The sequence below is a fragment of the Tardiphaga sp. 172_B4_N1_3 genome (assembly GCF_052076035.1).
In the GTDB taxonomy this organism is placed as follows: Bacteria; Pseudomonadota; Alphaproteobacteria; order Rhizobiales; family Xanthobacteraceae; genus Tardiphaga; species Tardiphaga robiniae.
This window is the reverse complement of the sequence record NZ_CP197238.1, coordinates 2500632-2526424: the sequence shown is the minus strand read 5'-3', so window position 1 is coordinate 2526424 and position 25793 is coordinate 2500632. Positions and strand designations below refer to the sequence as shown.

Annotated in this window: 29 protein-coding genes; 20 read left to right on the top strand and 9 right to left on the bottom strand. The window is 62.1% G+C overall.

The genetic code is table 11. The features are described from left to right. Nucleotides 1-81 precede the first annotated feature (81 nt). The 7 genes from AB7783_RS11895 to AB7783_RS11865 all read left to right on the top strand — a co-directional run bounded on the left by AB7783_RS11895 (nt 82) and on the right by AB7783_RS11865 (nt 6554). Nucleotides 82-1542, top strand: coding sequence for a 4-hydroxyphenylacetate 3-hydroxylase family protein (locus tag AB7783_RS11895; protein ID WP_089264772.1), 1461 nt, complete (start codon nt 82-84; stop codon nt 1540-1542). Then, on the top strand, nt 1539-2042 hold the full coding sequence (locus tag AB7783_RS11890) for a flavin reductase family protein (protein WP_175368007.1): 504 nt from the start codon (nt 1539-1541) through the stop codon (nt 2040-2042). The genes AB7783_RS11895 and AB7783_RS11890 overlap by 4 nt, the downstream gene beginning before the upstream one ends. 11 nt (nt 2043-2053) lie before the next feature. Continuing rightward, nucleotides 2054-2464, top strand: coding sequence for a RidA family protein (locus AB7783_RS11885; protein ID WP_089264770.1), 411 nt, complete (start codon nt 2054-2056; stop codon nt 2462-2464). 175 nt (nt 2465-2639) lie between these two features. After that, nucleotides 2640-3677 carry an ABC transporter substrate-binding protein gene (locus AB7783_RS11880; protein ID WP_441277720.1) on the top strand — a complete coding sequence of 346 codons (1038 nt, stop codon included), beginning with the start codon at nt 2640-2642 and terminating at the stop codon, nt 3675-3677. Between the two features lie 78 nt (nt 3678-3755). After that, nucleotides 3756-4610: an ABC transporter permease gene (locus AB7783_RS11875; RefSeq protein ID WP_093762116.1), complete on the top strand. Its 855-nt coding sequence runs from the start codon at nt 3756-3758 to the stop codon at nt 4608-4610. Further along, a complete protein-coding gene (locus tag AB7783_RS11870) occupies nt 4607-5422 on the top strand; it encodes an ABC transporter permease (protein WP_441277719.1) in 816 nt (271 codons plus the stop codon). Before AB7783_RS11875 ends, AB7783_RS11870 begins: the two co-directional genes overlap by 4 nt. Then, a complete protein-coding gene (locus tag AB7783_RS11865; RefSeq protein ID WP_441277718.1) occupies nt 5406-6554 on the top strand; it encodes an ABC transporter ATP-binding protein in 1149 nt (382 codons plus the stop codon). Before AB7783_RS11870 ends, AB7783_RS11865 begins: the two co-directional genes overlap by 17 nt. Nucleotides 6555-6565: 11 nt before the next feature. Here the strand turns inward: AB7783_RS11865 and AB7783_RS11860 are convergent, their stop codons facing one another. Beyond that, the gene (locus AB7783_RS11860) at nt 6566-7219 is read right to left on the bottom strand and encodes a DUF1028 domain-containing protein (RefSeq protein ID WP_439077597.1); all 654 of its coding nucleotides are present in this window, start codon (nt 7217-7219) and stop codon (nt 6566-6568) included. A gap of 39 nt (nt 7220-7258) precedes the next feature. On the opposite strand from AB7783_RS11860, the gene argE reads away from it, so the two are divergent. Genes argE through AB7783_RS11840 form a run of 4 tightly spaced genes read left to right on the top strand, consistent with a single transcriptional unit; the run spans nt 7259 to nt 10535 of the window. Beyond that, nucleotides 7259-8437 carry an acetylornithine deacetylase gene (argE, locus tag AB7783_RS11855; protein WP_441277717.1) on the top strand — a complete coding sequence of 393 codons (1179 nt, stop codon included), beginning with the start codon at nt 7259-7261 and terminating at the stop codon, nt 8435-8437. After that, a complete protein-coding gene (locus tag AB7783_RS11850; protein WP_441277716.1) occupies nt 8434-9444 on the top strand; it encodes an NAD(P)H-quinone oxidoreductase in 1011 nt (336 codons plus the stop codon). Before argE ends, AB7783_RS11850 begins: the two co-directional genes overlap by 4 nt. Nucleotides 9445-9492: 48 nt before the next feature. After that, nucleotides 9493-9918, top strand: coding sequence for a GlcG/HbpS family heme-binding protein (locus AB7783_RS11845; RefSeq protein WP_089264764.1), 426 nt, complete (start codon nt 9493-9495; stop codon nt 9916-9918). Nucleotides 9919-9926: 8 nt separating this feature from the next. Beyond that, the gene (locus tag AB7783_RS11840; RefSeq protein ID WP_441279685.1) at nt 9927-10535 is read left to right on the top strand and encodes a glutathione S-transferase; all 609 of its coding nucleotides are present in this window, start codon (nt 9927-9929) and stop codon (nt 10533-10535) included. An 8-nt stretch (nt 10536-10543) separates the two neighbouring features. Here AB7783_RS11840 and AB7783_RS11835 read toward each other — a convergent pair whose 3' ends face one another. Together AB7783_RS11835 and AB7783_RS11830 are read right to left on the bottom strand one after the other, a co-directional pair. Beyond that, nucleotides 10544-10816 (bottom strand): hypothetical protein, encoded by a 273-nt coding sequence (locus tag AB7783_RS11835; RefSeq protein ID WP_093762124.1) that lies wholly within the window; start codon nt 10814-10816, stop codon nt 10544-10546. A gap of 73 nt (nt 10817-10889) precedes the next feature. Further along, nucleotides 10890-12035, bottom strand: coding sequence for a GGDEF domain-containing protein (locus tag AB7783_RS11830; protein ID WP_309945020.1), 1146 nt, complete (start codon nt 12033-12035; stop codon nt 10890-10892). Between the two features lie 221 nt (nt 12036-12256). Here AB7783_RS11830 and AB7783_RS11825 point away from each other — a divergent pair, with 221 nt between their 5' ends. Together AB7783_RS11825 and AB7783_RS11820 are read left to right on the top strand one after the other, a co-directional pair. Next, complete coding sequence (locus AB7783_RS11825) at nt 12257-12505, top strand: hypothetical protein (RefSeq protein ID WP_441277715.1); 249 nt, start codon at nt 12257-12259, stop codon at nt 12503-12505. Between the two features lie 117 nt (nt 12506-12622). Further along, nucleotides 12623-12946 carry a hypothetical protein gene (locus AB7783_RS11820; RefSeq protein WP_441277714.1) on the top strand — a complete coding sequence of 108 codons (324 nt, stop codon included), beginning with the start codon at nt 12623-12625 and terminating at the stop codon, nt 12944-12946. 8 nt (nt 12947-12954) lie between these two features. Here AB7783_RS11820 and AB7783_RS11815 read toward each other — a convergent pair whose 3' ends face one another. After that, nucleotides 12955-13314, bottom strand: a complete 360-nt coding sequence (locus AB7783_RS11815; RefSeq protein WP_441277713.1) for a hypothetical protein — start codon at nt 13312-13314, stop codon at nt 12955-12957. A gap of 264 nt (nt 13315-13578) precedes the next feature. Between AB7783_RS11815 and AB7783_RS11810 the strand changes: the two genes are divergently transcribed. Genes AB7783_RS11810 through AB7783_RS11790 form a run of 5 tightly spaced genes read left to right on the top strand, consistent with a single transcriptional unit; the run spans nt 13579 to nt 18131 of the window. After that, on the top strand, nt 13579-14586 hold the full coding sequence (locus tag AB7783_RS11810; protein WP_441277712.1) for an ABC transporter substrate-binding protein: 1008 nt from the start codon (nt 13579-13581) through the stop codon (nt 14584-14586). Between the two features lie 42 nt (nt 14587-14628). Continuing rightward, complete coding sequence (locus AB7783_RS11805; protein WP_089264758.1) at nt 14629-15444, top strand: ABC transporter permease; 816 nt, start codon at nt 14629-14631, stop codon at nt 15442-15444. Between the two features lie 4 nt (nt 15445-15448). Then, entirely contained in the window at nt 15449-16234 is a 786-nt protein-coding gene (locus AB7783_RS11800; protein ID WP_231080253.1) for an ABC transporter permease, read from the top strand. Further along, the gene (locus AB7783_RS11795; protein WP_441277711.1) at nt 16231-17292 is read left to right on the top strand and encodes an ABC transporter ATP-binding protein; all 1062 of its coding nucleotides are present in this window, start codon (nt 16231-16233) and stop codon (nt 17290-17292) included. Before AB7783_RS11800 ends, AB7783_RS11795 begins: the two co-directional genes overlap by 4 nt. Further along, nucleotides 17289-18131, top strand: coding sequence for a phosphodiesterase (locus AB7783_RS11790; protein WP_441277710.1), 843 nt, complete (start codon nt 17289-17291; stop codon nt 18129-18131). The genes AB7783_RS11795 and AB7783_RS11790 overlap by 4 nt, the downstream gene beginning before the upstream one ends. Nucleotides 18132-18277: 146 nt before the next feature. Here the strand turns inward: AB7783_RS11790 and AB7783_RS11785 are convergent, their stop codons facing one another. Beyond that, complete coding sequence (locus AB7783_RS11785; protein WP_441277709.1) at nt 18278-19756, bottom strand: GH1 family beta-glucosidase; 1479 nt, start codon at nt 19754-19756, stop codon at nt 18278-18280. Nucleotides 19757-19787: 31 nt separating this feature from the next. Then, nucleotides 19788-20624 (bottom strand): siderophore-interacting protein, encoded by an 837-nt coding sequence (locus AB7783_RS11780; protein WP_441277708.1) that lies wholly within the window; start codon nt 20622-20624, stop codon nt 19788-19790. Nucleotides 20625-20938: 314 nt separating this feature from the next. Here AB7783_RS11780 and AB7783_RS11775 point away from each other — a divergent pair, with 314 nt between their 5' ends. Continuing rightward, nucleotides 20939-21760, top strand: a complete 822-nt coding sequence (locus AB7783_RS11775) for an aspartate dehydrogenase (protein WP_441277707.1) — start codon at nt 20939-20941, stop codon at nt 21758-21760. 3 nt (nt 21761-21763) lie between these two features. Here AB7783_RS11775 and AB7783_RS11770 read toward each other — a convergent pair whose 3' ends face one another. From AB7783_RS11770 to AB7783_RS11760, 3 genes are all read right to left on the bottom strand, one after another. Next, nucleotides 21764-22438, bottom strand: a complete 675-nt coding sequence (locus tag AB7783_RS11770; protein ID WP_441277706.1) for a peptidoglycan recognition protein family protein — start codon at nt 22436-22438, stop codon at nt 21764-21766. 121 nt (nt 22439-22559) lie between these two features. Further along, entirely contained in the window at nt 22560-23375 is an 816-nt protein-coding gene (locus AB7783_RS11765; RefSeq protein WP_441277705.1) for a MetQ/NlpA family ABC transporter substrate-binding protein, read from the bottom strand. A 33-nt stretch (nt 23376-23408) separates the two neighbouring features. Next, entirely contained in the window at nt 23409-24317 is a 909-nt protein-coding gene (locus AB7783_RS11760; protein WP_441279684.1) for an aliphatic sulfonate ABC transporter substrate-binding protein, read from the bottom strand. Between the two features lie 423 nt (nt 24318-24740). Here AB7783_RS11760 and AB7783_RS11755 point away from each other — a divergent pair, with 423 nt between their 5' ends. Continuing rightward, entirely contained in the window at nt 24741-25703 is a 963-nt protein-coding gene (locus AB7783_RS11755) for an aliphatic sulfonate ABC transporter substrate-binding protein (RefSeq protein WP_441277704.1), read from the top strand. Nucleotides 25704-25793: the final 90 nt, after the last annotated feature.

Sequence of the window (25793 nt, the reverse complement as noted above, 5' to 3'; positions counted from 1 at the left end):
TATGCATCTCCAAACATAAAAATATTTTCCTTATGATAGGCCCTTCGGCACCCTGTCGTCCAGTCGAACAGGAGCCGATCAATGATCCGCACGGGTGAAGAATACAAACAGGGCATTCGCGATGGCCGCGAGGTCTGGATCGATGGCGAGCGCGTCAAGGACGTGACCACGCACCCGGCGCTGAAGCCGATCATCGACGTCAAGGCCCGGATGTATGACATGGCGCGTGAAGAGCGTTACGCCGCCGACCTCACTTACGTTGAAGACAACGAGACACATTCGGTCTTCTACAAGCCGCCGACGGAGCAGAAGGACTGGCACGACAAGATCAAGGCCGTCGATCACGTGATGAAGGACATCGGCGGCGTGGTCACCCGCGTCGGCGACGAGACCATCGGCGAAATGTGGTCGCTGACCGACGGGCGCGATGTGCTGGCCGAGATCGATCCGCGCTTCGCCGCCAATATCGATCATCACATCCGTGCCGTGATCGAGAAGGACATCTTCCACGTCTCGGCCAATACCGATCCGAAGGGTGACCGCTCTCTGCCGCCGCAGCAGCAGGATCCCGACCTGATGGTGCACGTCACCCGCGAGACCGATGCCGGTATCATCATTCGCGGCGCGAAATACGAGACCGCTGCGGCCTATGCCGATCAGGCCTATCTGAAGCCGACCGTCGGCGCCTGGGCCAATGAAAAACTCTCAGACTATGCGGTGGGTTGCATCGTCAAGATGGGTGCGCCGGGCGTAAAACATATCTGCCGCGGCGGCTTCGCCAATCGCAGCAGCGCCAATGCCAAGGACTATCCGCTTGCCAATCGCTTCGATGAGGTCGAGGCGCTGGTGGTGTTCGACGACGTGCTGATCCCGTGGGAAGACGTATTCTTCTATCGTCATACCCGCGCGGCGCAGTTCGTGCGTTCGACGCTGCATCGCTACTCGGCATTCCCCTACGTGCTGCGTCTCCTTTACACCGCCGACATGATGATCGGTGCGGCCATGTGGAACGCCAAGCAGACCGGTCTCGACAAGCTGCAGTCGGTGCGCGAGAAGCTCGCCGATCTCGTCTGCTACCGCGAAGGCATCAACGCGCATCTCACGGCCTCGATCGCCATGGCGGAGAAGAGCCCGGGCGGCCTTCTGATGCCGCAGCAGTCGATGCTCTATGCCGGTCGCGTATTCGCCTGTTCGCAGCTCCCGGCGATGATGCATATCGCGCGCGAGCTGTGCGGCGGCCAGATCTGCATTACCCCGAACGCCGATGCATTCGAGGCCGAGGGATCAGGCAAGTGGCTCAACAAGTTCTATTCGCTGAACGACCAGTGGCAGGCCGACGATCGCCGCAAACTGCTCGCTTTCGCACGCGATCTGTTGAATTCCGATTATGCCGGCCATCGCCTGACTTTCGTGCAGTTCGCGCAAGCGCCGCACTTCAATCATCTGGCGGCGGTCTATAACAGCTTCGACTTCGCGGGGCCGCTGGATTTCGTCAAGAAGTCGGCCGGGTTGTCGGACCGCATCGACGGGGTGAAGTCATGAGCGCTGCGGCGCATCCCCTGGTCGAGGTCGATATCTTCCGCGACGCCATGCGGATGACGGCCTCGGGCGTGGCAGTGGTGACAACGGATGGCGAGGCGGGCCGCGCGGGCGTCACGGTGTCGTCGCTGTGCTCACTGTCGATGGAGCCGCCGTCAGTGGTGTTCAGCGTTCACCGCGACAATCGCCATCTTGAAAAGTTGCTCGCCAATGGCGTGTTCGTCGCCAACATTCTGTCTGATACGCAGGAGCGTGTTGCCAACAGCTTCGCCGGGTTGATCCCTGAACTGCGCGACAACCGTTTTCTTGCCGGTGACTGGTCGGAGTTGCTGACCGGCGCGCCGGCGCTCGATGGCGCGTTGTGCAATTTCGATTGCCGCGTCGCCAGCGTGTTCGATTTCGGCTCGCATCGCATCGTCGCGGGCGAGGTGCTGACCGTTCGCAACCAAGCTGCGCTGCCCTTGATCTTTTCCGATCGCACATTCCGTCGTCTCGCCGCCTGAGGATTTGCTCCATGACCACCCATCAGCGTTTTCGCAAGTTCAACACCAAGGAAGCCTATCCCGAGCAGTCGCTCGACAACGATGTCTGCATGGTCGTTCGCGCCAACAACACCGTTTATGTGCGCGGCCAGACGGCTATGGATCTCGACGGCAAGATCGTCGGTATCGGCGATGCCGCTGCGCAGACCGAGAATGCCATGACATGCGCCAAGGTGCTGCTTGAAGAGGCAGGCTCCAAGCTTGAGGACGTGGTGAAGATCGTCATCTACATCACCGATCGCGCCTATCGCGAGCCGGTCTATCGCGTCGTCGGCAAATGGCTGAAGGGCGTCTATCCGGTTTCGACGGGGATTATCGTTCAGGGCCTCGCCAAGCCTGAATACTTGATGGAAATCGACATCATCGCGGAAATTCCGGCGTAACGACGCGTTTTTCGCCGGCACTACAGAGATCAATCGGACGTTTGCGGCTTCATCTTTCGCATGATCGATGAGTGCGGTTGCACGCGGCTGTTCGGCGGAAATTCCTGAGATTTATCAATCGTCTGGCACGATGTTTGCTTTTCTTTCTACGTCATAATCCTTGTGAGGTTTCGAGATGAAGCGCGCCTTGAAGTTTACTGCATTGATGTTGCTGTCGACGCTCGCGATTGGCGGGCAGGCATCCGCCCAGGAGAAGCTGGTAGTCAGCACCTGGGGTGGAAGTTTCCGCGATCTGATCGATGAAGCGATCGCCAAGAAGTTCACTGCCGAGACCGGCGTGAAGGTCGAATACATCACCGGCGGCACGATCGACCGTCTCAATCAGGCCAAGCTCGCTGCTGCCAAGCCCGAGAGCGACGTCACCTTCACGACGGCCCATGTCGGCTGGCTCTATGCCAACGACAATCTGTTCGAGAAGCTCGACATGGCGAAGATCCCGAATGCCAGCCATCTGGTCGAGCAGGCCAAGATCAGCCCGTATCACATCGGCGCCTGGGCCTATGTCTACACGATCGGCTATCTGCCCGATCAGTTGCCGAAGGGCGTGAGCTTCGAAAGCTGGGAAGGCCTGTGGAATCCCGCGCTCAAGGGCATGGTCTCATCGCCCGATTTCGATCCGAGTCATGTGATGGTGGTCGCAGCCAAGCTGTCTGGCGGCGACGCATCGAATTGGGAAGTCGGCGAAGCCAAGATGAAGGCGCTGAAGCCGAACTACAAGGCGTTCTACACCAATGATGCCAACAGCCAGCAGCTCTTTGCGACTGGTGAGACGCCGGTGCAGGTCGTGCTGTCGATGAACGCCTACTACATGCAGGCCCAGGGCGTGCCGATCAAACTGGCGATTCCGAAGGAAGGCGCCGTGCTCGGTGTCGACACCATGGGCATCACCAAGGGCTCGACCAAGGCGGAGCTGGCCTACAAGTTCATCAACACCGCGCTCGATCCAGAAGTGCAGGCGAAGATCGCCGAACTGAAGAAGGGCAGCCCGGTGGTGGACAACGCCAAGGTCAAGCCCGAGATCGCAGCACTGCCGGGCGTGTTCACGACCGCGGATCAGTGGGCGAAGCAGACGCTGGTGATCGACGCCAAGCTGCGTGCCGAGAAGACCGGCACCTGGCGCAAGTGGTTCACCGAAAACATCATGGCTCCGTAAACGAGTCCCGGTCGCGATCCGGCTGATTCCGCCGGATCGCGGTCCACGACGTCACGTTCGCCCACTTCGAGTTTGTCCATGAACACACGTCCATTTCTCGGATGGTTTGTCTCGCCGGCCGGCCTCGTTGCTGTGGGCCTGATCGCGGCGATGCTGGCTGTCTTTCAGTACAGCGTGCGGGCCTATATTCCCGGTACGCTCGAAGTCGGCGGGTTCACCTGGGCCAATTTCGAAGCCATGCTGCGGCCGCTCTACGCGCTGGCATTCTGGAATACGGTGCTGATCTGTTTTGAAACGGCGGTGTTCACGCTGCTTCTGGCCTATCCGCTGGCCTATGCGCTGACACGAACCAACAGTTCCGCGCTGCGCTCCTTCATCCTGATCGTGTCGGTGACGCCGCTGTTTCTCGGCGAGGTGGTGCGGACCTATTCCTGGATGATCGTGCTTGGCAATAACGGCTTCCTGAACACGCTGCTGCTCAAGCTTGGTCTCGTGGATCGCCCGTTGCGCATGATGTTCACGTCGGGAGGCGTGATCGCGGCACTGGTGCATGTGACCATGCCGATCATGGTCATCATGCTGGCCGCGGCGCTGTCGCATATCGACCGCAATTACGAGAAAGCCGCCGAAAGTCTCGGCGCTGGCCCAATCCGCATCTTCATGACCATCACGCTGCCGCTGTCGATGCCCGGCATCGTTGCCGGCTTCTCGACGGCCTTTGCCTGGACCTTCAGTGCCTTTGCGACGCCGCAACTGATCGGCGGCGGCCGCGTTGCCACGGTATCAACGCTGATCTATCAGCTCGGTTTCTCGTCGTTCAATTTCCCCTTCGCCGCCAGCCTCTCCATTATCGGCCTCGCGCTGTCGCTGGCCGTGATCGCGCTGCTGAAGAAAGCCGCGAGCCCGCTCGAACGCATGGCGGGCACGACATGAAGCGCTCACCTGCAACTCTTGCGCTGCGCTGGTCGGGCCGCGTGCTCGTTGCCATCATTCTCCTATTCGTGCTGCTGCCCGGCGTTGTCGTGGCAATCTCGGCCTTCAACGACCGTGCGATTCTGCAGTTTCCGCCACAGTCCTGGTCGCTGCGCTGGTTCTATCGCGCCTTCTCTTATGCCGATTTCGCGAAGGGTTTCTGGAACGGCCTGACAGTCACCATCTGGGCATCGAGTATCGCGGTGGTCGTGGGATCGGCCTTTGCCTTTGCCATTCATCGCTACAAATTCGCGCTCAGGGATTTTCTCGAGGGCATTCTGCTGTCTCCGCTGATCATCCCGCATTACACCGTCGGTCTTGGCATTCTCATCCTCGCCTCGCAGACGGGGATCGGACGCGGCTTTCCGCTCGTGATCTTCGCCCATGTGGTGATGGTGCTGCCTTTCGTGATGCGCAGCACTTACATCTCGCTGGAAAATCTCGACACGCGCCTGGAGCTGGCCGCGTCCAGTCTCGGTGCCACGCCGCTGCGGATCCTGTTCACGGTGACGATCCCGCTGCTGATTCCGGGCTTGCTCAGCGGCTGGCTGTTTGCCGCGATCCTGTCCTTCAACGAATTCACGGCGACGCTGTTCGTCAGCAGCCAGGCCACGCAGACGCTACCGGTCGCCATGTATAACTACGTCCGCGAATTCGCGGATCCCACATTGGCCGCGCTGTCGGTCATCTACATCGTTGTGACGGCGACTTTGCTCACGATCGCAAATTCCTTCCTGGGCCTCGGGAAAATCCTGAATGTTGATGCGCACTGATCCAATGACGGCACCCACGCCAGCCGCGGCGAGCGACAAGATCCGTCCGGCGGTGCAGCTCGACGGCGTGACCAAGCGCTTCGGCGATTCCATGGCGCTGCATGAGGCCTGGCTGAAGATCCGGCCGAGCGAGTTCATGACTCTGCTGGGCCCATCCGGCTGCGGAAAGACGACGCTGCTCAATCTGGTTGCCGGCTTCCTCGAAGCCGACAATGGCGAGATCTTCATCGACGGCGATCTGGTGACCGAGACGCCCGCGCATATGCGTGAGATCGGCATCGTGTTCCAGAACTATGCGCTGTTCCCGCATATGAGCGTCGCCAAGAACGTCGCTTACGGATTGAAGACGCGCGGCGTCGAGAAGAGGGAGATCGCGCGCCGCGTCGACGAAGCGCTGGCGCTGGTCAAGCTGTCGGGCTTTGCCGATCGCAAGCCCAAGCAGTTGTCCGGCGGCCAGCAGCAGCGCGTCGCGCTTGCGCGGGCGCTGGTGATCAAACCGAAGGTGCTGCTGCTCGACGAGCCGTTCTCGGCGCTCGACAAGAATCTCCGCGGCTCGATGCAGGTCGAGCTCAAGCAGATCCAGCGCGAGCTCGGCGTCACCACGATCTTTGTGACGCATGATCAGGGTGAGGCGTTGTCGATGTCGGACCGCATCGCCGTGATGTCGGCCGGGCGCATCCGCCAGATCGCGGCACCCGACGATATCTATCGCCGTCCCGCCGATCGCTTCGTCGCGTCCTTTGTCGGTGACGCCAATATCCTCAACGGGCGTCTTGTCGAGAAGCGCGGCGATGTTGCGGTGGTCTCGGTCGGCGACATCAGCGCCGACGTTCCTGCGGCGCCGATTGCCGCGCTTTCGATCGGCGATGCCGTGGATGTCTTCGTGCGGCCGGAGCATCTCGCCGTCACGTCGCGCGGCGCTTCGGGATCGCTGCCCGGCACCGTGACGACGCAGGTGTTTCAAGGCGGTCATGTCGATCTCTATATCGACGCGCCCGGCAGTGCGCGCGAGCGCATCCTGCTGCGTTCGCCGGGCATTGCGGCGCTGTCGTCCTGTCCGGTCGGAGCCGAGATCGGATTGACCATCGGCTCCGACGATATCGTGGCGTTTCCGCCGGGTGAGGCGGCGTGAGGCGGTCGCGTCTAGAACGACGGCGCAGCGCCCGGATTCATCGCGCGCGCGACATAGTCCTTCTGCTGCGGCCGGTAGCGCTCCCACAGCGCGCGGAGTTCACCGATCGGAGCGTCGTGCCAGTCGACACGCAGGTCGACCACCGGCCAGTCAAACATGTGGGCGACATGCAGGCCCGCCGCATGTTCGTCGTCGGTCTCGCCGCCGGCATCGAGGCCGGCTTCCAGCGCCGACAGCAATCGCTCCGCCAGCGGCTGTCCGGCCGTAGCTTCGAACTTTGCGATCATCACGCTCGGGACTTTTTCATCGACCAGCAGATTGCCCATCGCGAGACAACCATTGCCCTGCGCAATGCCAACGATCGGCAGCGCCTGCGCGCCGGAATGCCACGCCACCTGGCCGTAGCGATCGATCACACCGACCTGCCGCCATGCGGGCTGCGGCGTGCCGAGCGTGAGATTGTTGAGGACGGCACCCGCGCCGAGGCCCTGACGCAGCAGTGCAAGGCCGGTCGGGCCGAGCGACGGATCAGTGACATTCTGCGACACCACGAGGCCGAGCGGTCCCACCCAGGCGCAGCGCGCCGGCACGGCAATGCTCGACGACGTAATGGCAATGCCGAACGCGCCGGTCTCCGGACAGCGTGCCGAGATGGAATAGGTCATCGTGATGCTCCTGCAATCGTAAAAGTATTGGTAGTATAGATGATCGAGAAAATAGCTCAAATACTTTGCGAACTAATCAGTATCGAAAGTATAAGTGCGAATTCGAATCTCGATATCATCGCGTATATCGAGCGGATACTTGCGTCGTCGGGCGTGTCTTCGCGCCGCGTGCCGTCGCCCGATGGCTGCAAGGCGTCGTTGCTCGCGACTATCGGTCCCGTGGATCGTCCTGGCGTGGTCCTGTCGGCGCATACGGATGTGGTGCCGGTGGAGGGGCAGGCGTGGACCGTGCCGCCATTCGCTGGCGTCATCCGTGACGAGCGCATCTATGGTCGCGGCGCGACCGACATGAAGGGCTTTCTGGCCGTCGTTCTCGCGGCCGTGCCGCGGTTGAAGGAGGCGGCAACGGCCGCGCCCGTGCATCTGGCGTTTTCCTATGACGAGGAAGTCGGATGCCGCGGCGCGCCCGATCTGGTGCGCGCGCTGATGCAATCTATTGCATCACCAGCGCTCGCCATCGTCGGTGAGCCAACCACGATGCGCGTCGTTCGCGCGCACAAGGGCAAGGTCGCGCGGCGCCTGACAGTAACAGGTCGCACCGGTCATTCGGCGATGCCGCATCGTGCGGCCAATGCGGTTGATGCGGGCGTTGCGCTCGCGCATGCGCTACGTGGCTTCGCTGATGAGGAAGTCGCGCGCGGCGGTGATGCGGCGTTTGATCCGCCATACACGACCATTCACGTCGGCTCGCTGCATGGCGGCAGCATGGTCAATCTGGTGCCGGAATTGGCTGTGCTGGAATACGAGATCCGCACCATGCCAGGCCGTGATGCGGGCGAGATTCTTGCGCGGGTCGATGAGGTGGTTGCGCGCGAGCGCGATCGGCTGCGCGCCAATGCGCCGGAGGCTGACATCGTCTCCGAGGAACTGTCGGCCTATCCCGGGCTCGATACTGCCGCCGATGCCTCCATGACGCGTCTGGTCGCAGGAATGGCAGGCGATACGCAATCCGCAACCACGGTCGCCTTCGGCACCGAGGCCGGCCTCTATGCGCAGGCCGGCATCCCGACGCTGGTCTGTGGACCCGGCGATATGGCGCGCGGGCACAAAGCCGACGAGTGGATCGGCTTCGACGAACTCGCAGCCGCAAACGCGATGATGGACAGGTTGGCGGATTTGCTGCGCCGGCCGAGTGAAGAGTGGATACGCGTATCATGAAGAACGAAGTGTCGACGATCATGTCGACCATGCAGGCGATCATCGCAACGCAGGCAGGCGGTCCTGACGTTCTGACCCAAGTCGAACGACCGGTGCCGGTGCCCGGTCCTGGCGAAGTGCTGATCGAAGTCGCCGCCGCAGGCGTCAATCGCCCGGACCTGATGCAGCGGAGCGGCGCCGTGTCGCTGCCGGCCGGCGTGACCGATGTGTTCGGGCTCGAGGTTGCCGGCTGGGTTGTTGATGGCGAGGCCGCCTTGCGCGGCCAGGCTGTCATGGCCCTCGTGAAGGGCGGGGGGTATGCGCGCTATTGCATCGCCAAGGCGTCACATTGTCTTGCGGTGCCCGAGGGGCTGACGATGGAGCAGGCGGCGGCATTGCCCGAAGCGCTCTTCACCGTCTGGCACAATCTGTTCGAGCGCGGCCGGTTGTCAAAGGGCGAGACCGTGCTGGTGCATGGTGGTGCCAGTGGTATCGGTACCATCGCGATCCGCATGGCCATCGCCCGCGGCGCGACGGCGATCGCGACCGTGGGCAGCGATGCCAAGAAGAAGGCGGTGGAAACGCTCGGCGCCATCGCAATCAACTATCGTACCGACGACTTCGTTGTCGCAGCGCGCGACGCCACAAGCGGGCGGGGCGTCGATGTCGTGCTCGACATCGTCGGCGGTTCCTATGTGACGCGCAATCTCGATGCGCTGGCGCCGGGCGGGCGCCATGTCAGCCTGTCCTTCATGGAAGGCGGCGTGGTGCCGATCGATCTCGGTCTGGTGATGCGGAAGGGATTGTATCTGACGTCGTCGACGCTGCGGCCGAAGTCCGACGAGGAGAAGACCGCAATCGCTGCCGCACTCCGTGCCGAGGTGCTGCCGCTGGTCGGATCCGGCGTAGTGAGGCCGCTGATCTGGCGCCAGTTGCCTCTCGGAGATGCAGCGCAAGCTCACCGCATTCTGGAAGCCAATGAAAACATCGGCAAAGTGCTGCTGCTGCCGGCCGGCGCCGCCGCATGAGCGGCTATGTCGAGCACCAAGGCCGCATATCGATACAGGAGCAGTCCCATGGCGATGACTAAACCCTCTCTCAAGCTGACACATGAAGGCGCGCTCAAAGCGCTGGCGGGTGCCGTCGCCAAGGCAGAAGAGTTGGGCGTGGCGCAGAACGTCACGATCGTCGACGACGGCGGCAATCTGCTGGCTTTCGTCCGGATGGACGGCGCCAAATTGCTGTCGCGGGAAACATCGATGTCCAAGGCCATCACGGCCGCGTCGCATCGGCAGCCGACATCACGACTCAATCCCGCCGACGAGATCAAGCTGGCTATCGCCGGCGGTGGCCGCCTGACCAATCTCGAAGGCGGATTGCCGATCGTGATTGCCGGCCAATGTATCGGGGCGGTCGGCGTCGGGTCGGGCACCGGCGCGCAGGACGTCGAAGTCGCGCGCGCCGCGCTGGCGGCCATCGACGCGGAGGATCAGAAGCCATGAGCGACAGCATCGAACTGTTCTACGCGCCGACATCGCCCTATGTGCGCAAGGTGATGGCCTGTGCGATCGAGCTCGGGATCGCCGATCGTATCGTGAAGCTGCCCAGCGCCGCGCATCCGCTCAAGCGCGACGCGCGGATCGCAAGTTTCAACCCGCTCGCCAAGGTGCCGGCGGCGAAGCTGGCGGATGGCACGCTGCTATTCGACAGCCGGGTGATTTGCGAATATCTCGACGATCTCGGACATGGTTCGCTGTTTCCGCGCGGCGCCGAGCGCTGGCAGGTGCTCACCGAGCAGGCGCTCGGTGACGGCTTGCTCGATGCTGCGCTGCTGACACGTTATGAGAACACGTGCCGGAGCGACGAGATCAGATCGGCGGAGTGGATCGATGGTCAGATGACCAAGATCGCTGCGGCCCTAGACCAGATGGAAAACGACGTCGCAGTGTTTGGCACCCGCATCACCATCGGCAGCCTCACCATCGCCTGCGCGCTCGGCTATCTGGATTTTCGTTTTGCATCATTCGACTGGCGCAGCTCGCGGCCGGCGCTGACCGACTGGTTCGCAACCGTGTCGGAGCGGGCGTCGCTGCGAGATACGTTTCCGGCCGAGGGATAATTCTGTCGTCAGCTTTCTGCTTCGACCCAGTTCAGTGTCATCCGCATCGCATGGCTGTGCCGCGCGTCGATCAGCCACTGTTCTTCGCGATAGCAGATCGAGCGCAGCAGGCTCTCGATGGCGAAGGAGGCGAAGAACCGCGGCGTGATTTGCTCGACCTCAATGGGGCCGAGCGGAAAAGCGACGATCGACGCCGCCTTGAGGTGGCTGTCGTTGGGACGTGGTTCTGAGGCGCGCAGCAGATTGAGCGTCTCTATGGCAATGGTTTTCTGACCGGGCATCGGGGCATTCTGCCGAAAAACCTTACGCTGCCATCCAGTGCTTAATTTTTCGTGGAACCGGGCGTCGCGCGGCTCAGGCGGCCAGATGAAAATCAGAAATCTGCACGCGATTTCGGCCCGCCGCCTTGGCTTGGTAGAGCGCCGCATCAGCCCGGCTAAGCAAGGCCTGCAGTGTTTCAGGCTCGGCTGACCGGATCGCGATTCCCACGCTGACCGTGGCGTGGATAACACCGGCGGAAGTCGGGAACGTCTTTGTCTCCAGCGTCGATCGGATGCGCTCGGCGACAGCTGCTGCCGCTTTTGGGCTCGACGCGGACAGGACGATGCAGAATTCCTCGCCGCCCAGACGCGCGGCAACGTCTTCGGCGCGAATGTTCGAGAAGATCACTTCGGCAAAGGCCCGCAGCACGCGGTCGCCGGCGGCGTGGCCGAACCGATCGTTGATCGTCTTGAAGTGATCGAGATCCATCACCAGAATTGCAGTGTTGGATGCTGTCTCCGTTACCTTTTCGCCAAACAGCGCGCGCCGATTGAGCAGGCCGGTCAGAGGATCGGTCATGGCATCGGATTTATGCCGGTTCGACGTCCGGATCTGGTTGATCGTCAGTGACAGCGCACCGATCCCGGTCAGACCGACAATCACCATCAGTGAATTGAACTGCTCTGCCCAATTCATCGGTCGATCGGTCAGCACGAATTGCCCGGTACGCAAGAGTTCGGCACCGCAAGCCACGAACGATGCGGCCGTGACGAGATAGAGTAGCGCATTTGCGACCATCAGCAGCGGTGCTTCGGCACGCGCGTGCCAATATTGCGCAGCCGAGAGCGCAACGAGAAGGCCCGTGCCAAAATTCGCGGCCATCGTGCCGGTGCCGGTGTAACCAAGCGCAAAGCCGATGATCATCGGAACGAGCCCTGCAGTAGTGACGAGGGCGGCGCGGATCCAATGGGCCTGGTTCGAGCAGAATTGCGTGGTGCCCGCATAGATCACCCCGAAGCCGACAAGCAGCAATATGAATGCAGCGAGCTGTAGCCTCGAATCATATTGTTCGAAGCCTGCATAGATGATGACGGCAACGACCGTGGTCGCGAGACCGATCGACCAAGTCAGCAGATAGGTCTCGGATCGCGCGACGAGCCAGGTGGCGAGCAATGTGAGCGCGAGCGCCGCGCTCGAGAGTCCGATCGCTGCGAAGATGGAGGACTGATCTAGCAACATGATGTCCGAACGCGGTGTAATTTATTTGATGCGCAATAAGCAGCACCCACTTACCACCGATCGCGGTCGGGGCCACCCATTTTGTATGGTGAGCAAAGCGTTACCAGACCGATGGAAGGGGGTGTCCGGAGATCGTCGTAAGACCGTTTTTTGCAACGATTTATGCCGGAACGAGACGCAGCGACCGGCGTTTTCCTAAAGGGCGTTACAGAGGGTTGAACATGAAAAAGATTCTGGCGACGGCGGCGGCTGCACTGATGATCGCGAGTTTCTCGGCGACGGCGGCGTCTGCGAAGAAAGTCCATCGTGGCTACAAGGCGCACCACGGGTATTACGGGGCCTATGGCCAGATGCGAGGTCCCGCGATCTTTCGTGGCAATGCGGCGATGAGCGGCAATCACGGCAATTCTGCCTATGGCAGCAACTCGCTCGGCCATATCAAGGGCGGCAATATCGGGGGCGGCAAGTAGCGCGGCATTACATTGGGGAAGGCGAGATCGATCGTTTCAATGCGATCGATCTGGTTAACGTCTTTCTGATGGGTTGGTGGTAATTGGCTATACCGCAACTTACAGTTCAGGTTTGTCATGCTCCCGGATGGCCGTTATTCGGCGTGGTTTCGTATTCCCGAGAAGGAAGGCATGGGGATTATCACGCTCGCTGATGGTCGATTGTCGGGCGGCGATACGGTGATCGCCTATAGCGGTTCCTATATCCAGAACGGCGATGCTTTCACGGCGACGATTGCGACCCGCCGGCATGCGGACGGCCAGCCAACGATCTTCGGCATCGACGAGGTCGAGATTGATCTGGTCGGGACATCCAAAACCACGACGGCGGCCTGCAGAGGTGTCGTCAAGCAACGCCCCGGCGTGCCGTTTGAGGTCGTGCTGGTGCGCATGGAAGGCTAGCCTCCGGTCTATTCGCGCAACTCGTATTGATGTCGCAACAGCTGAACCATGTCCTGGACCCGCTGGCGCCAGGCACGCGCGTCAGGCACCGCGCCGGCGGCCGGCGTGATGCGCAACATGGCGTTCCATGGGCGCGTACCATAGACGACCACCTCGAAGCCGGCTGTCGGACAGCCATCGATACCCTTTAGCGCGCGCAGGATCACATCCGCGATTTCCGACCGGTCAAGCGTGCGGGTGCTCTCGACCGCAAGTTGCGGCTCCAGCGATGCCGCTGGATTCTCCTCTGCGACGACCGGATCGAAACCGTCTCTGGTGTCCGCGTCTGGCTCAGGCCTGATCGGTTCGGGATCGCCTGGCCTCCTCATGAGTCGTTCGACCAGACCGAGCAGGCCTCGATCGCGTTCGGGCGTCTCTTTCACATCAACGGTCCAATATCAGCGGCGACGGGCGATTTCACATCCTCCGCGGGGTGTTGTCGATGGGCTTCACGGCCATTGCGGTGCACAAATGCGCTGCGGGTTGGCTTTGTCGCAAAAGTTTCATCCGCGGCCTATAGTGGGGCGTCACGCATTCCCCTCAGACTTCTATGCGCCGGCCTTAAAGCCTGCGTCAGGATGGAGACGATCGCCGTGAAACCGTTCCGCTTGGTATTTGCTCTGTCCGCACTGGCGCTCGCCGCCGTATCGCAGCCCGCCCGTGCTGCGGACGTCATCTGCTACAACTGTCCGCCGGAATGGGCCGACTGGGCCTCTATGATCAAGGCGGTGAAGACCGACCTCTCGATCGAGATGCCGCATGACAACAAGAATTCCGGTCAGGCGCTGGCTCAGATCCTCGCCGAGAAGGCCAATCCGGTCGGCGACATCGGCTATTTTGGCGTCACCTTCGGTATGAAGGCCAAGGCGCAGGATGCACTCGAACCCTATAAGCCCGCTGGCTGGGATCAGGTCGATGCCGGCCTGAAGGACTCCGAAGGCTACTGGACCACGATCCATTCCGGCACGCTCGGTTTCTTCGTCAACAAGGATGCCCTCGCTGGCAAGCCGGTGCCGAAGTGCTGGAAGGATCTCGCCAAGCCCGACTACAAGGGCATGGTCGGCTATCTCGACCCGACGTCGGCCGCCGTCGGCTATGTCGGTGCTGTTGCGGTCAATCTCGCGCTCGGCGGCACCGACCAGAATTTCGATCCGGCCATCGCCTTCTTCAAGGAGCTGAAGAAGAACGACGCGATCGTGCCGAAGCAGACGTCCTATGCCCGCGTCGTCTCCGGCGAGATGCCGATCCTGTTGGATTATGATTTCAATGCCTATCGCGCCAAGTATTCCGAGAAGGGCAGTTTCGAATTCGTCATTCCCTGCGAAGGCTCGGTCGTGTTCCCCTATGTGGTCGGTCTCGTGAAGAACGCGCCGCACAAGGACAAGGCCAAGAAGGTCATGGATTATCTCCTGTCCGACAAGGGCCAGGCGATCTGGACCAACGCCTACCTCCGTCCGGCCCGCAAGATCGACCTGCCGGAAGCCGTGAAGGCCAAGTTCCTGCCGGACAGCGAATATGCCCGCGCCAAGAGCGTGGACTGGGGCAAGATGGAGCTGGCGCAGAAAGGCTTCAGCGACCGCTATCTCGCCGAAGTCCGTTGATGCACAATGGTGCCCCGGCGGGGGCAGCGGCACCATAGTTTCATGTCGCATCGTAATTTCATCTGGATCTGCCTGCTGCCGCTCGTGGTGGTGACAGCAGCTTTCTTCCTCTTGCCGATGGCGCAATTGCTCGCCGTCGGTGCCGGTGGATCGCGCGGCGTGTCCGCCTATCTCGCGATCATCACCGAGCCGCGCTATCGCGCCACGCTGATCAATACGGTCGTACTCGCTGCGGCGACGACCGTCGCAACGCTGGTGATTGCCACCATCGCCGGCCTCTTTCTGCAGCGGCATCGCTTCCCTGGCCGCGCCGTGCTGATCGCGATGCTGACATTCCCGCTGGCATTTCCCGGGGTTGTGGTCGGCTTTCTGATCATTCTCCTTGCCGGACGTCAGGGCCTGATCGGCGCCATCACCGCCGCGGTGACGGGCGAGAAAGTCGTGTTCGCCTATTCGATCTTCGGTCTGTTTCTCGGCTATCTCTATTTCTCGATTCCGCGCGTGATCCTCACGGTGATGGCCGCGGTGCAGAAGCTCGATATCGGGCTGGAGGAGGCGGCGCGTTCGCTCGGTGCAAGCCCGTGGGCGGTCCAGCGCGATGTGGTGCTGCCGGCGCTCGGGCCGGCTTTCGTCGCCTCGGGCGCGATTGCGTTTGCGACGGCGATGGGCGCGTTCGGCACGGCCTTCACGCTTGCGACCAACATCGATGTGCTGCCGATGCTGATCTATACCGAGTTCACATTGGCGGCGAATTTCGCGATCTCGGCGGCGCTGTCGATCGGACTCGGCGTGATCGCCTGGGCAATCCTCGCGCTGGCCCGCTCGATGAGCGGCGGCGCTGTCGCGGCGGCGGGGTGAGCCGATGCGCGATCGCCTGATCTTCGCTGGCCAGCTCGGCTTCACACTGCTCGTCGCGGCGTTCCTCGTCGTGCCCGTTGTGTTGTCGATTTCCGCCGGCGTCACCGTCAACTACTTCCGTGGCATCCAGTCGGGCGTCACGCTGCAATGGGTGGTGCAGGTCTGGAACCTCTATGCCGGTGAAATCGGGCTGTCGTTTCTGATCGCCTTCGCGACACTGGCGGTGACGTTGGTGGTCGGCGTGCCCGCGGCTTATGGGTTACACGTGAAGGGCGGTAGGTTGTCGCGCGTGATCGAGGAGATCATCACGCTGCCGCTGGCAATCCCTGGCCTGGCCATCGCGCTGGCGCTGCTGCTCACCTATGGCGGCTTCGGTGGCTTCAGGCAGTCGTGGGTCTTCATCCTCACTGGCCACGTGATCTTCACCATGCCCTTCATGGTGCGCTCGGTGATGGCGGTGTTCGCTTCGGTGGACATCAAGACGCTGGACGAGGGCGCTGCCTCGCTCGGCGCCTCGCCATGGACGCGGTTTTGCAATGTCATCGTGCCGAACGCCATGCCCGGCATTCTCGCCGGATCGCTGATGGTGGTGACGCTGTCGCTCGGCGAATTCAACCTGACCTGGATGCTGCACACGCCGCTCACCAAGACGCTGCCGGTCGGTCTTGCCGACAGCTACGCGTCGATGCGGCTCGAAGTAGCATCGGCCTACACACTGATTTTTTTCATCATGATTGTGCCTCTTCTGGTGGCGATGCAGATGTTTGCCGAGAAGGGCGAAAAGAAATGAGCGGGATTGCGGGCCACGGTGCGGCCGTTCATATCGAGAATTGCGGCAAGACCTTTCCGGACGGTACGCAGGCTCTGGCGCCGGCTTCGCTGGATATCGTCAGTGGTGAGACGCTGGTGCTGCTCGGTCCCTCCGGCTGCGGCAAGACCACCATGCTGCGGATCATCGCCGGGCTGGAGACGCCCGATGCAGGCGGCCGTGTGTTGTTCGACACAACCGACATGACCGCGGTGCCGATCGAACAGCGTCATGTCGGCATGGTGTTCCAGTCCTATGCGCTGTTTCCCAACATGACCGTGGCCGAGAACATCAGCTACGGGCTGAAGATTCGCGGCGTCGACAAGGCGGCGCGCGCAGCGCGTGTCGCCGAGATGGTGGCGCTGACCAATATCGGCGGGCTCGAAAACCGCCGGATCGATCAATTGTCGGGCGGCCAGCGTCAGCGCGTCGCGCTGGCGCGCGCGGTGGCCGTGCGCCCACGGGTGCTGCTGCTGGATGAGCCGTTGACCGCGCTTGATGCGTCGCTGCGCGACCGGCTGCGCAGTGAACTCAACAGCCTGCTGCGCTCGCTCGGGATCACCGCGATCTATGTGACTCACGATCAGGCCGAAGCGATGGAGCTCGGCGACCGTATCGTGGTCATGCGCAAGGGCGCCATCGCGCAGATCGGCACGCCGCGGGAGATCTACTTTGCTCCCCAGAACCGTTTCGTCGCCGAATTCGTCGGTGCGGCCAATATCGTCGAGGGGCCGGTGAGCGGGGGGCGGCTGACGCTGCCCGGTGGCTGGCTGGCGCTCAATGATGCCGCCGACAACGCTGCGGCAGCGGCGATGATCCGGCCCGAGACCATCGGAATTGTCGCCGAGGCGGACGCCTTCCTGCGCGGCATGGTCGAAAGCGTCGCCTTTATAGGTGATCGCCAGCGTCTCGTGGTGACGGGTGCGGCGAACAAGCCGTTGACGGTGGACGCGCCGAACACCATCAATGTGCGTGCAGGGGAGCGCGTCGGCCTGTCGGTCGCGCCTCAAGCGGTTCGCGTGTTGCCGAAAGAAGATTGATGTCGAAGCCCACCATCATCGCGCAGATCTCCGATCTGCATATCAAGGCGCCGGGCGAGCTGGCCTATGGCAAGGTCGACACGGCCAAGGCGCTGGAGCGCTGTGTGGCCGAGCTGAACGCACTCGATCCGCGGCCCGATCTCGTCGTCATCTCCGGCGATCTCGTGGATACGCCGACGCCCGGCGAATACGAGTATCTGTGGCGACTGCTGGCGCCGCTCAAGATCCCGTTCATCGGTGTTCCCGGCAATCACGACGCCCGCGACATGATGCGTGCGGCATTCCCTGATTGGGCTTATGCGAAGTCGTCGGGCCCGCTCGATCAGGCGCGGACGGTTGGCCCGCTCGATATCATCCTGCTGGACTCGCATGTTCCGGGAAAGCCGCACGGCACGCTGGAAGCGGCAACGCTGGCGTGGCTGGATGCCACGCTGGCATCATCGCGCGAGCGGCCGGCATTGTTGTTCCTGCATCATCCGCCGTTCCGCACGGGCATCCAGCACATGGACGTGCAGGACCTGTTCAACGCGGATGAGCTCGCTGCCATCGTCCGCAAACATCCGCGTGTGCGGATCGTCGCTGCCGGCCACGTGCATCGTGCGACGCTGACGACATTCGCCGGGACGGTTGCGACCATTTGCCCGGCGCCGAACCATGCGGTCGATCTCGACATCGCCGAATTGCGTCCGCCGTCCTTCCGCGTCGAGCCGCCGGCTTTCCACCTGCATGTCTGGTTTCCGGACGGCGAGGAGGGCGGCCATCTGGTCACGCATCAAGTGCCGATCGGCGACTTCGACGGCCCGCATCCGTTCTTCGGAGCGGACGGGAAGTTGCTCTGAGGCGCTGTCATTCCGGGGCGCGTCGGATCGCGGAGCGAGCCGGCGTGAACCCGGAATCCCGATATGTGATTTAACCGGCGTTTCAATTATCTTGAGATTCCGGGTTCGCGCGCCAAGGTGCGCGCGCCCCGGAATGACGGATGTGGCTACACCACAGCATTCGCCGCAATCAAACTCCGGTAAAACTCCGCACTGAGCTTCGGCGTTCGTTTCTGCGTCGCGAAGTCGACGTGATACAGCCCGAAGCGCTTTTCATAACCATCCGACCATTCGAAATTATCCATCAGGCTCCAGTGGAAGTACCCTTTTACGGAGATGCCTTCCGACGTCGCGCGCTGCAGATGCGTGAGATAATTCCTGAGATACATGACGCGGTCGAGATCGTGGATCTTGCCGTCGCCGGCCGGCCGGTCGGCAGCCGATGTACCGTTCTCGCTGATGTAGATCTGCTTGACGTTCCAGACCTTGGCGACATTGCGCGGCGCCCAATACAGCGCTTCCGGCCCGATCCGCAGCCAGTCTGAATCCATGCGCGGGAACGAGGTCGGGAACGGCACCAGTGCGAAGCCGTTTTGATCCCCACTCGCCACCACATAATATTGCGGCATGTAGACGTTGAGACCGACGAAATCGACGGGGGAAGAAATGATCATCAGTTCTTCGGCGGTGAAGCTCGGCGCATTCTTGCCGGCATAGGCGAGAAACGCATCGGTATATCTGCCTTCGAGAATGACGGTCATGTAGCCGCCATTCATCTCGCGCGTTGCGATTTCGGCTGCGCGGATATTGGCAGGCGTCTCAATGGCCGGGACGCAGGATGCGACATTCTCGGCGAGGCCAACCCTGGTGTCCGTACGCCCATTGGCGCGGATCGCCTGCACGGCCATGCCGTGGCCCAGTGCGACGTGATGGCGAACCTGGTTGAGCTGCGACTGTGGCAGCTTGAGGCCGGGCGCGAGCTCCACCGGGCCGTGGCCGTAGCCGAAATCCACGAAGGTGCCGCATTCATTGATGGTGAAGATGTTTTTGACGCGGTCGGTGATGCGCTGTGCGACATGGGCGGCATAATCACCAAACGCCTTCGATGTATCTGGCGACGCCCAGCCACCAACGCGATCCTGCAGCGCCTGCGGCAGATCCCAGTGATACAGCGTGGCGTATGGCTCGATGCCATTGGCCAATAGCTCGTCGATGAGGCGGTTGTAGAAATCCAGCCCTTGCGGATTGGGCGTGCCCACGCCGGTCGGAAATACGCGCGACCATGACATGGAGAAGCGATAGGCCTTGGCGCCCAACGCCTTCATTAGCTGGATGTCTTCCTTGTAGCGACGGAAATGATCCACCGCGTGGTCGCCGTTGCCGCCGCCACGGATCTTGTTCGGCGTGTGCGAATAGCTATCCCAGATTGAAGGGCCGCGGCCTTCGGCCGAGACGGCGCCCTCGATCTGATAGGCCGACGTTGCGGTGCCCCAGACGAAATCCGCCGGAAAACGCCGGTCGTTGGGAAGCGCCGCCGGTGTGGCCGAGACTGTTTGTGCCTCAGCCTGCGCAGTCGGGACGGCGAGGCCGGCGGCGAGCGCGCCGGCCGCTCCGGCAAAATCGCGGCGCGTGAAACGATGGGACACCGGTACTCCCTGCTATCTGCAAATGTGACGATCAATCGTCATGCGGTTCATGATAGTTCTCTGCGCCGCCTTTCCAATAGCCTGACGCCTTGACCCACGCCTTGGGATGCTGGCGCTCGTCGACAAGAATCTTGCGGAGGCGCTTGGCGACTTCGGATTCCGCGGCGATGAAGGCGTAGCCGTCGCCAACGGGAAGTTTGAGGCTGCGGAGAGCATCCTCCATCAGGGTGGTCGAACCGGCGCTTTGCTGGCCACGATGCAGCCAGTTGATGGTGACGGAGGCCTTCGCTGCGAAGGTCTGCTCCTCGGCAGCATCGGCGACTTCCGCGATCACGATGGCCCGTGTGGCAGGACGCAGTTCTTCAAGTCGGCGGCCGATGGCGGGCAGGGCAGTTTCGTCGCCGATCAGCAGGTACCAGTCGAAGTCGTCCGGCACCACGAACGAGCCGCGCGGGCCGCCGATACCGACTTTATCGCCTGGCTTGGCTTGGGTGGCCCAGGTCGTGGCAGGCCCCGCATCATGAATGGCGAAATCGATGTCGAGCTCTTTCGCGGCTTCGTCATAGCGCCGCGGCGTGTAGTCCCGCGCGATTGGCCGCGCGCTCTCATCGACCAGCACGCGGCCTTCGCTGAAGGCGGGCATCAGGGGCTCGGCTTCGCCGGGGCGCGGGAAGAACACCTTAACGTGGTTGTCATAGGACGCGCTGACGAAGCCATCGAGGTCGTCGCCCGTGAGGGTGATGCGCTTCATATGCGGCGTCACCGACGTCACGCGCTTGACGGTCAGCAGGCGGCGTTTCAACTCGTGGCGAACGCGCGTGATGCGATGACGATCGTTGGAAATGGTGTCTGAAGATGTGTCGGTCATATGGATTCCCGGAGAATCCAGATCGGCCTGTTTGACACGATGTCGCGCAGGTCGAGCCTGGATCAGGTTCGATCGGCGCGTTGGTTCACGTTAACGCTTACGTGCGGCCTCGCCGAGACAGCAATCACGGCAGAGGTAGCGAAACGTCCTTTTACGTGCAAGCCCGGGATTGTCGCACGTGCTGCACGATGGCGTGAGGCCGGAAGCCTTCTAAACTGGCTGACGTCACCGCATGGACATTGCGGCCTTTCCGGGGGAGAACCGTTTCCGGATATGGCGGCGTGCCCCCGAAATCGTTGGACGAGATAGACCTGATGAGCACTGAAGCAAAGTCTGCCACGCGCGTGGCCATTGTTGGCCTCGGCCCGATCGGCCGCAAGGTGGCCGAAGCCCTGGATCGCGGCATCGACGGCCTGGTTCTGGCGGCGGTCGCCGTGCAGAATCCGGAGAAGCATCAGGCGTTCCTGTCCGGTCTCGGCAAGGCGCCGCCGGTGCTGCCGATCGCGGATCTCGTGGATGTCGCCGATATCGTGATCGAATGTGCGCCCGCAGCGTTGCTGCCCGAAATCGTCAAGCCATTCGTCAGCAAGGGCAAGACCGCGATCGTGCTGAGCGCTGGAGCGCTGTTGTTCAATGACGATCTCATCGCGCTGGCCAAGGCCAATGGTGGTCAGATCGTGGTGCCGACCGGCGCGTTGATCGGGCTCGATGCCGTGACCGCCGCCGCCGAGGGCAAGATCTCGTCGGTGAAGATGGTGACGCGCAAACCGGTGAAGGGTCTCGCCGGCGCGCCCTATATCGTCGAGAACAAGATCGACATCGAGAGCATCACCGAACCCCTGAAGATTTTCGAGGGCACGGCGCGCGAGGCCGCCAAGGGCTTTCCCGCCAATCTCAATGTCGCCGTCGCGCTGTCGCTTGCGGGCGCGGGCCCTGATGCCACAACGCTGGAAATCTGGGCCGATCCGGCGTTGACGCGCAACGTTCACCGCGTCGAGGTGGATTCGGATTCCGCACGGTTCTCGATGCAGATCGAAAACATCCCGTCGGAGAACCCGAAGACCGGCCGCATCACCGCGCTGTCGGTGATCGCCTATCTGCGCAAGCAGCGCGCGGCGCTGCGCGTCGGAACGTAAGGCCTACTTGCTGCTCTCGGCTGGATGCGCAGGGGCTATCTGCTGCGCAGTCTCGATTCCCTGGGTCCGGGCGATCCTGGCAAGCTCGCAGCCTTCGCAGTAGCGGTGATCCTTATAGTCGATCCAGTTATGCGCGAACACGCGGTCATTCGGGATGTCGTAGCGGGCCTGCAGCACGCGGACGAGTACGCGCCAGGCTGCGATCTGCGCGTCAGTCGGCGGCTTGCGGACATTGGGGTAGTTGCCGACGAACTCGACCCCGATCGATGAGTCATTGTCGATCTGCTGATAGGTCCCGCTGTTGTCGATATACTTGTTGTCGTTGCGGTTGCCGCGGTTGAGATGGTTCGGCACCGCCCATTCGGGCGTCGACCAGTAAACCGTGCCGTCGGTCTCGATCCAGATGGCGACGCCGCGACGATCGGGTTTCTGCATCTGCGCGACCGCGTTACGCCAGGCGGAGCCGACCGCGCCTTCCGACTGATGGACGACGATGTTGCGCCATTCACGGGCGTGGCGGAGATCGGTCCATGGTCGCAGCCAGACCATGTTGAGGCCGGGAATGTCGGGGGTGCCGCGGGAGCGGGCGGCGGTCTCGAAGTTTGACAGCGTCTGGGCGGTCGCCGGTGTGGCGATCGCGCACAAAGCCAGCAATACCCCGACGATCCGATCTCTCATGTCCTCGTTTCCGAAGGCGTCTCATAACGCCTCAGGAAAGCGTAACCGAGCCGCGCTGGGAGTCAAATCCGCGGCTCAGTATGGTCGTCGCGCTAGGGCAGCCTGCGCGCGTAGGTTGTGCTCAGTTGAAGTATTCGGGCAGGGTGAAGCCGGCATAGAACTTGTCGTTGCGGATCGCAGTCTTGAACGTGTCCGATTGATAGGCGGCAACGATGTCCTTCGCCCACGGCGCCTCGGCATTGCCCCGGCGGACGGCCACGACATTGGTGTAGGGCTTGGTCATCTTTTCCAGCGCGAAGGCCTCGGTCAGCTTCAGCCCGCTATAGATCGCGAAATTGCCCTGCACGGCGGCGAAGTCGGCATCGCCGAGGGCGCGCGGCGCCTGCGCATTTTCCAGCGGGACGATCTTGATGCCCTTCGGATTCTTGACCACGTCGAGCTCGGTGACATCGACGGGGTTGTTGTCCTTGATCTCGATCCAGCCGAGATCGCGCAGGATCCACAGCGCGCGCTGCAGGTTTACGGGATCATTGGGCACCACCACGGTAGCGCCGGTCTTCACGGCATCGGATGTCTTGTGCTTGGTCGAATAGAGACCCATCGGCGGCGTCGGCACCGTGATAATGCCGGTCAGGTCGGTCTTCTGGCGCTGGTTATAGCTGTCGAGGAACACCGTATGCTGCATCACATTGGCGTCGATGTCGTTCTTGAACACCGCGGTGTTGGCTTCCAGGCCCGTCGAGAACTCGTAATATTTGACAGTATAGCCCTTCTTTTTCAGCTCGGGCTCGACGCCCTTCTTGAAGCCGTCGATATAGGGGCCGGGTACGAAACCGACCTTCAGTTCAGGCTTGGTGGCGGACTGCGCGTCGGCACGATCACCAAAGGAGACGAGTGCGAGCATCGCGGCGGCGATGACGGAGAGGGCGGTCTTCATTGTCGTTGTCTTTCAGGGAATGTCAGAATGGGATTACTTCGGCGCCCAGATCTTCACGTCGCTGGCATCGACCTTCACGGGGATCAACTTTTCGTTGAAGAAGGCGTCGGCGATGATCTGCTGCTCGGACAGGCCGGCTTTGGTGACGGCGCCGACCTTATAGGAGCGGTGGCTGTTGGCTTCCTCGACGGTAGCGGCGTCGATGCCCCACAGGCTTGAGAGGAGCTTGGCGGCTTCCTTCGGCTCGGCCTTGGCCCATTTGCCGGTCTCATCGAGCTTCCTGAAAATGACGTTCAGGACGTCGCCGCGCTTGTCCGCATAGGCGGCCGACGACAGGTAGTAGCGCTTGTAACTGGCAAGCCCGTTGCTGCCGTCCGCAAGCACGCGCGCATTGCTCTGACGCTGCGCGCTGGTGAGGAACGGGTCCCATGCCACCCAGGCATCGACATTGCCGCCGACAAAGGCGATGCGACCATCGGCCGGCGGCAGATAGGCCGGCTGGATGTCCTTGAAGGTGAGGCCGGCTTTGCTCAGCGCGGCGAGCAGCAGGAAGTGGCTGCCGGCACCCTTGGTCACCGCGACCTTCTTGCCCTTGAGATCGGCGACCGTCTTGAGCAGCGATTCCGCCGGCACCACAATCGCCTGCGCGGCTGGCGAGGCGGCTTCCTCGGCGATGTAAGCGAGCTTGGCGCCGGCCGCCTGCGCGAACAGCGGCACGGTGTCGGCGACGTCGGCGCCGAAGTCGACATTGTTGGTGTTGATGGCTTCGAGCAGAGGCAGGCCGCTGGTGAATTCATGCCAGCTGATCTTCACGCCGAGCGGCGCGAGCGCCTTCTCCAATTCGCCATTGGTCTTCAGCACGGCGATAAGCGTCGACGACTTCTGATAGCCGATGCGCACCGTGTCCGGTGTCTGTGCGCAGGCGAAGGAGACCGACAGCATGGAGGCCACGGCGGCCAGTTGCAGCGCCCGGGTGCGCCGGAACACGAAGCGTTCGATGAAGCGGGCGATGTGAATCGGAAGCATGTTGGGACTGCTTTGCTGATGATGTTTCGTGAGCAGCAAAGGTGCGAGCGCGGCTCGTTTCCGTCAATGAAATGGCCAACTGTAGTTCCGGGCGCGGCGATGCAGGCATGCTGCGATGGCCTTGTTGTGCAGCGGAAACGTTCTCCGCATGCCTTCTGGCTGGCTCCGGAAGAGCAGGTTATTTCCCTGCGGCGGAGATGAAGCTGCTCCCGGAGCTGACCTTCGGATTGCAAAACTTGCAGACTGCCCGCGACCTTTGAAAGCACAATCTTCGCAATCGCGCGTAGCGTTTCAGCATCACGCCCTTGCATCGCCCGGGCGCAAATGGAGCAACAGCGCATGTCCTATTCCCGACGATCTGTGGTCGCAGGTCTCTCTGCAGCACTGTTGCTGTCAGCCGGACTGATCGCATCGCCAGCCGCGGCGCAGGAGCTGAAGGAAATCCGCATCGGCTTTCAGAAGGCCGGTATCTTCCCGGCAGTGAAGCAGCGCGCGACGCTGGAGAAGGTGTTCAAGGAAAAGGGCATCAGCGTGCGCTGGGTTGAGTTCCAGTTCGGGCCGCCGATCCTTGAAGCCATCAATACCGGCAACGTCGACTTCGGTTATGCCGGCGACGCGCCGCCGATCTTCGCGCAGGCCGCGCGTGCCAATCTCGTCTATATCGCCGCCATCCCGTCGCGGGGCTACAATCAGGGCATCGTGGTTCCCGAGAATTCGCCGATCAAGACGCTCGCCGATCTCAAGGGCAAGAAGGTCGGCTTCGGCAAGGGATCGAGCGCGCATAACACCATCATCGCCGCGCTGGAGAAGGCCGGACTGACCTATGCGGATATCACGCCGGTCTATCTCGGCCCCGCCGACGCGGTGGCAGCATTCGCCGGTGGCAATATCGACGCGTGGTCGATCTGGGATCCGTATCTGGCGCTCGCCGAGGGCAAACAGGCGCGGGTGATTGCCTTCTCCAAGGACGTGCAGGATTCCATTTCGTTCTTCCTCGCCAACAAGGATTTCACCACCAGGCATCCGGACATCGTCGCGCTGTTCAACAAGACCTTTGCCGATGAAGGGAAATGGGCCGAGGCCAATCGGCCGGAGGTCGCAACGAAGCTCCAGGAGGCGACCGGCGTCGACAAGGCGGCGACCACGCGGGCCGTCGAGCGGTCGAATTATACGGTGGTCCCGATCAACGACCGGATCATTGCCACCCAGCAGGAGACGGCGGATCGCTTCCACAAGCTCGGCCTGATCCCCAAGGCGATCAATGTGAAGGACATCGTCTGGACCTGGACCCCGGGCTCCTGAGCTCCCGAAAACTCGCCGGGAGACGATTAGCGCTGTCACCAGCCGTCTCCCGGCACTCTTTTACTCCCGCAGGCCATTGAAACCGCTGGA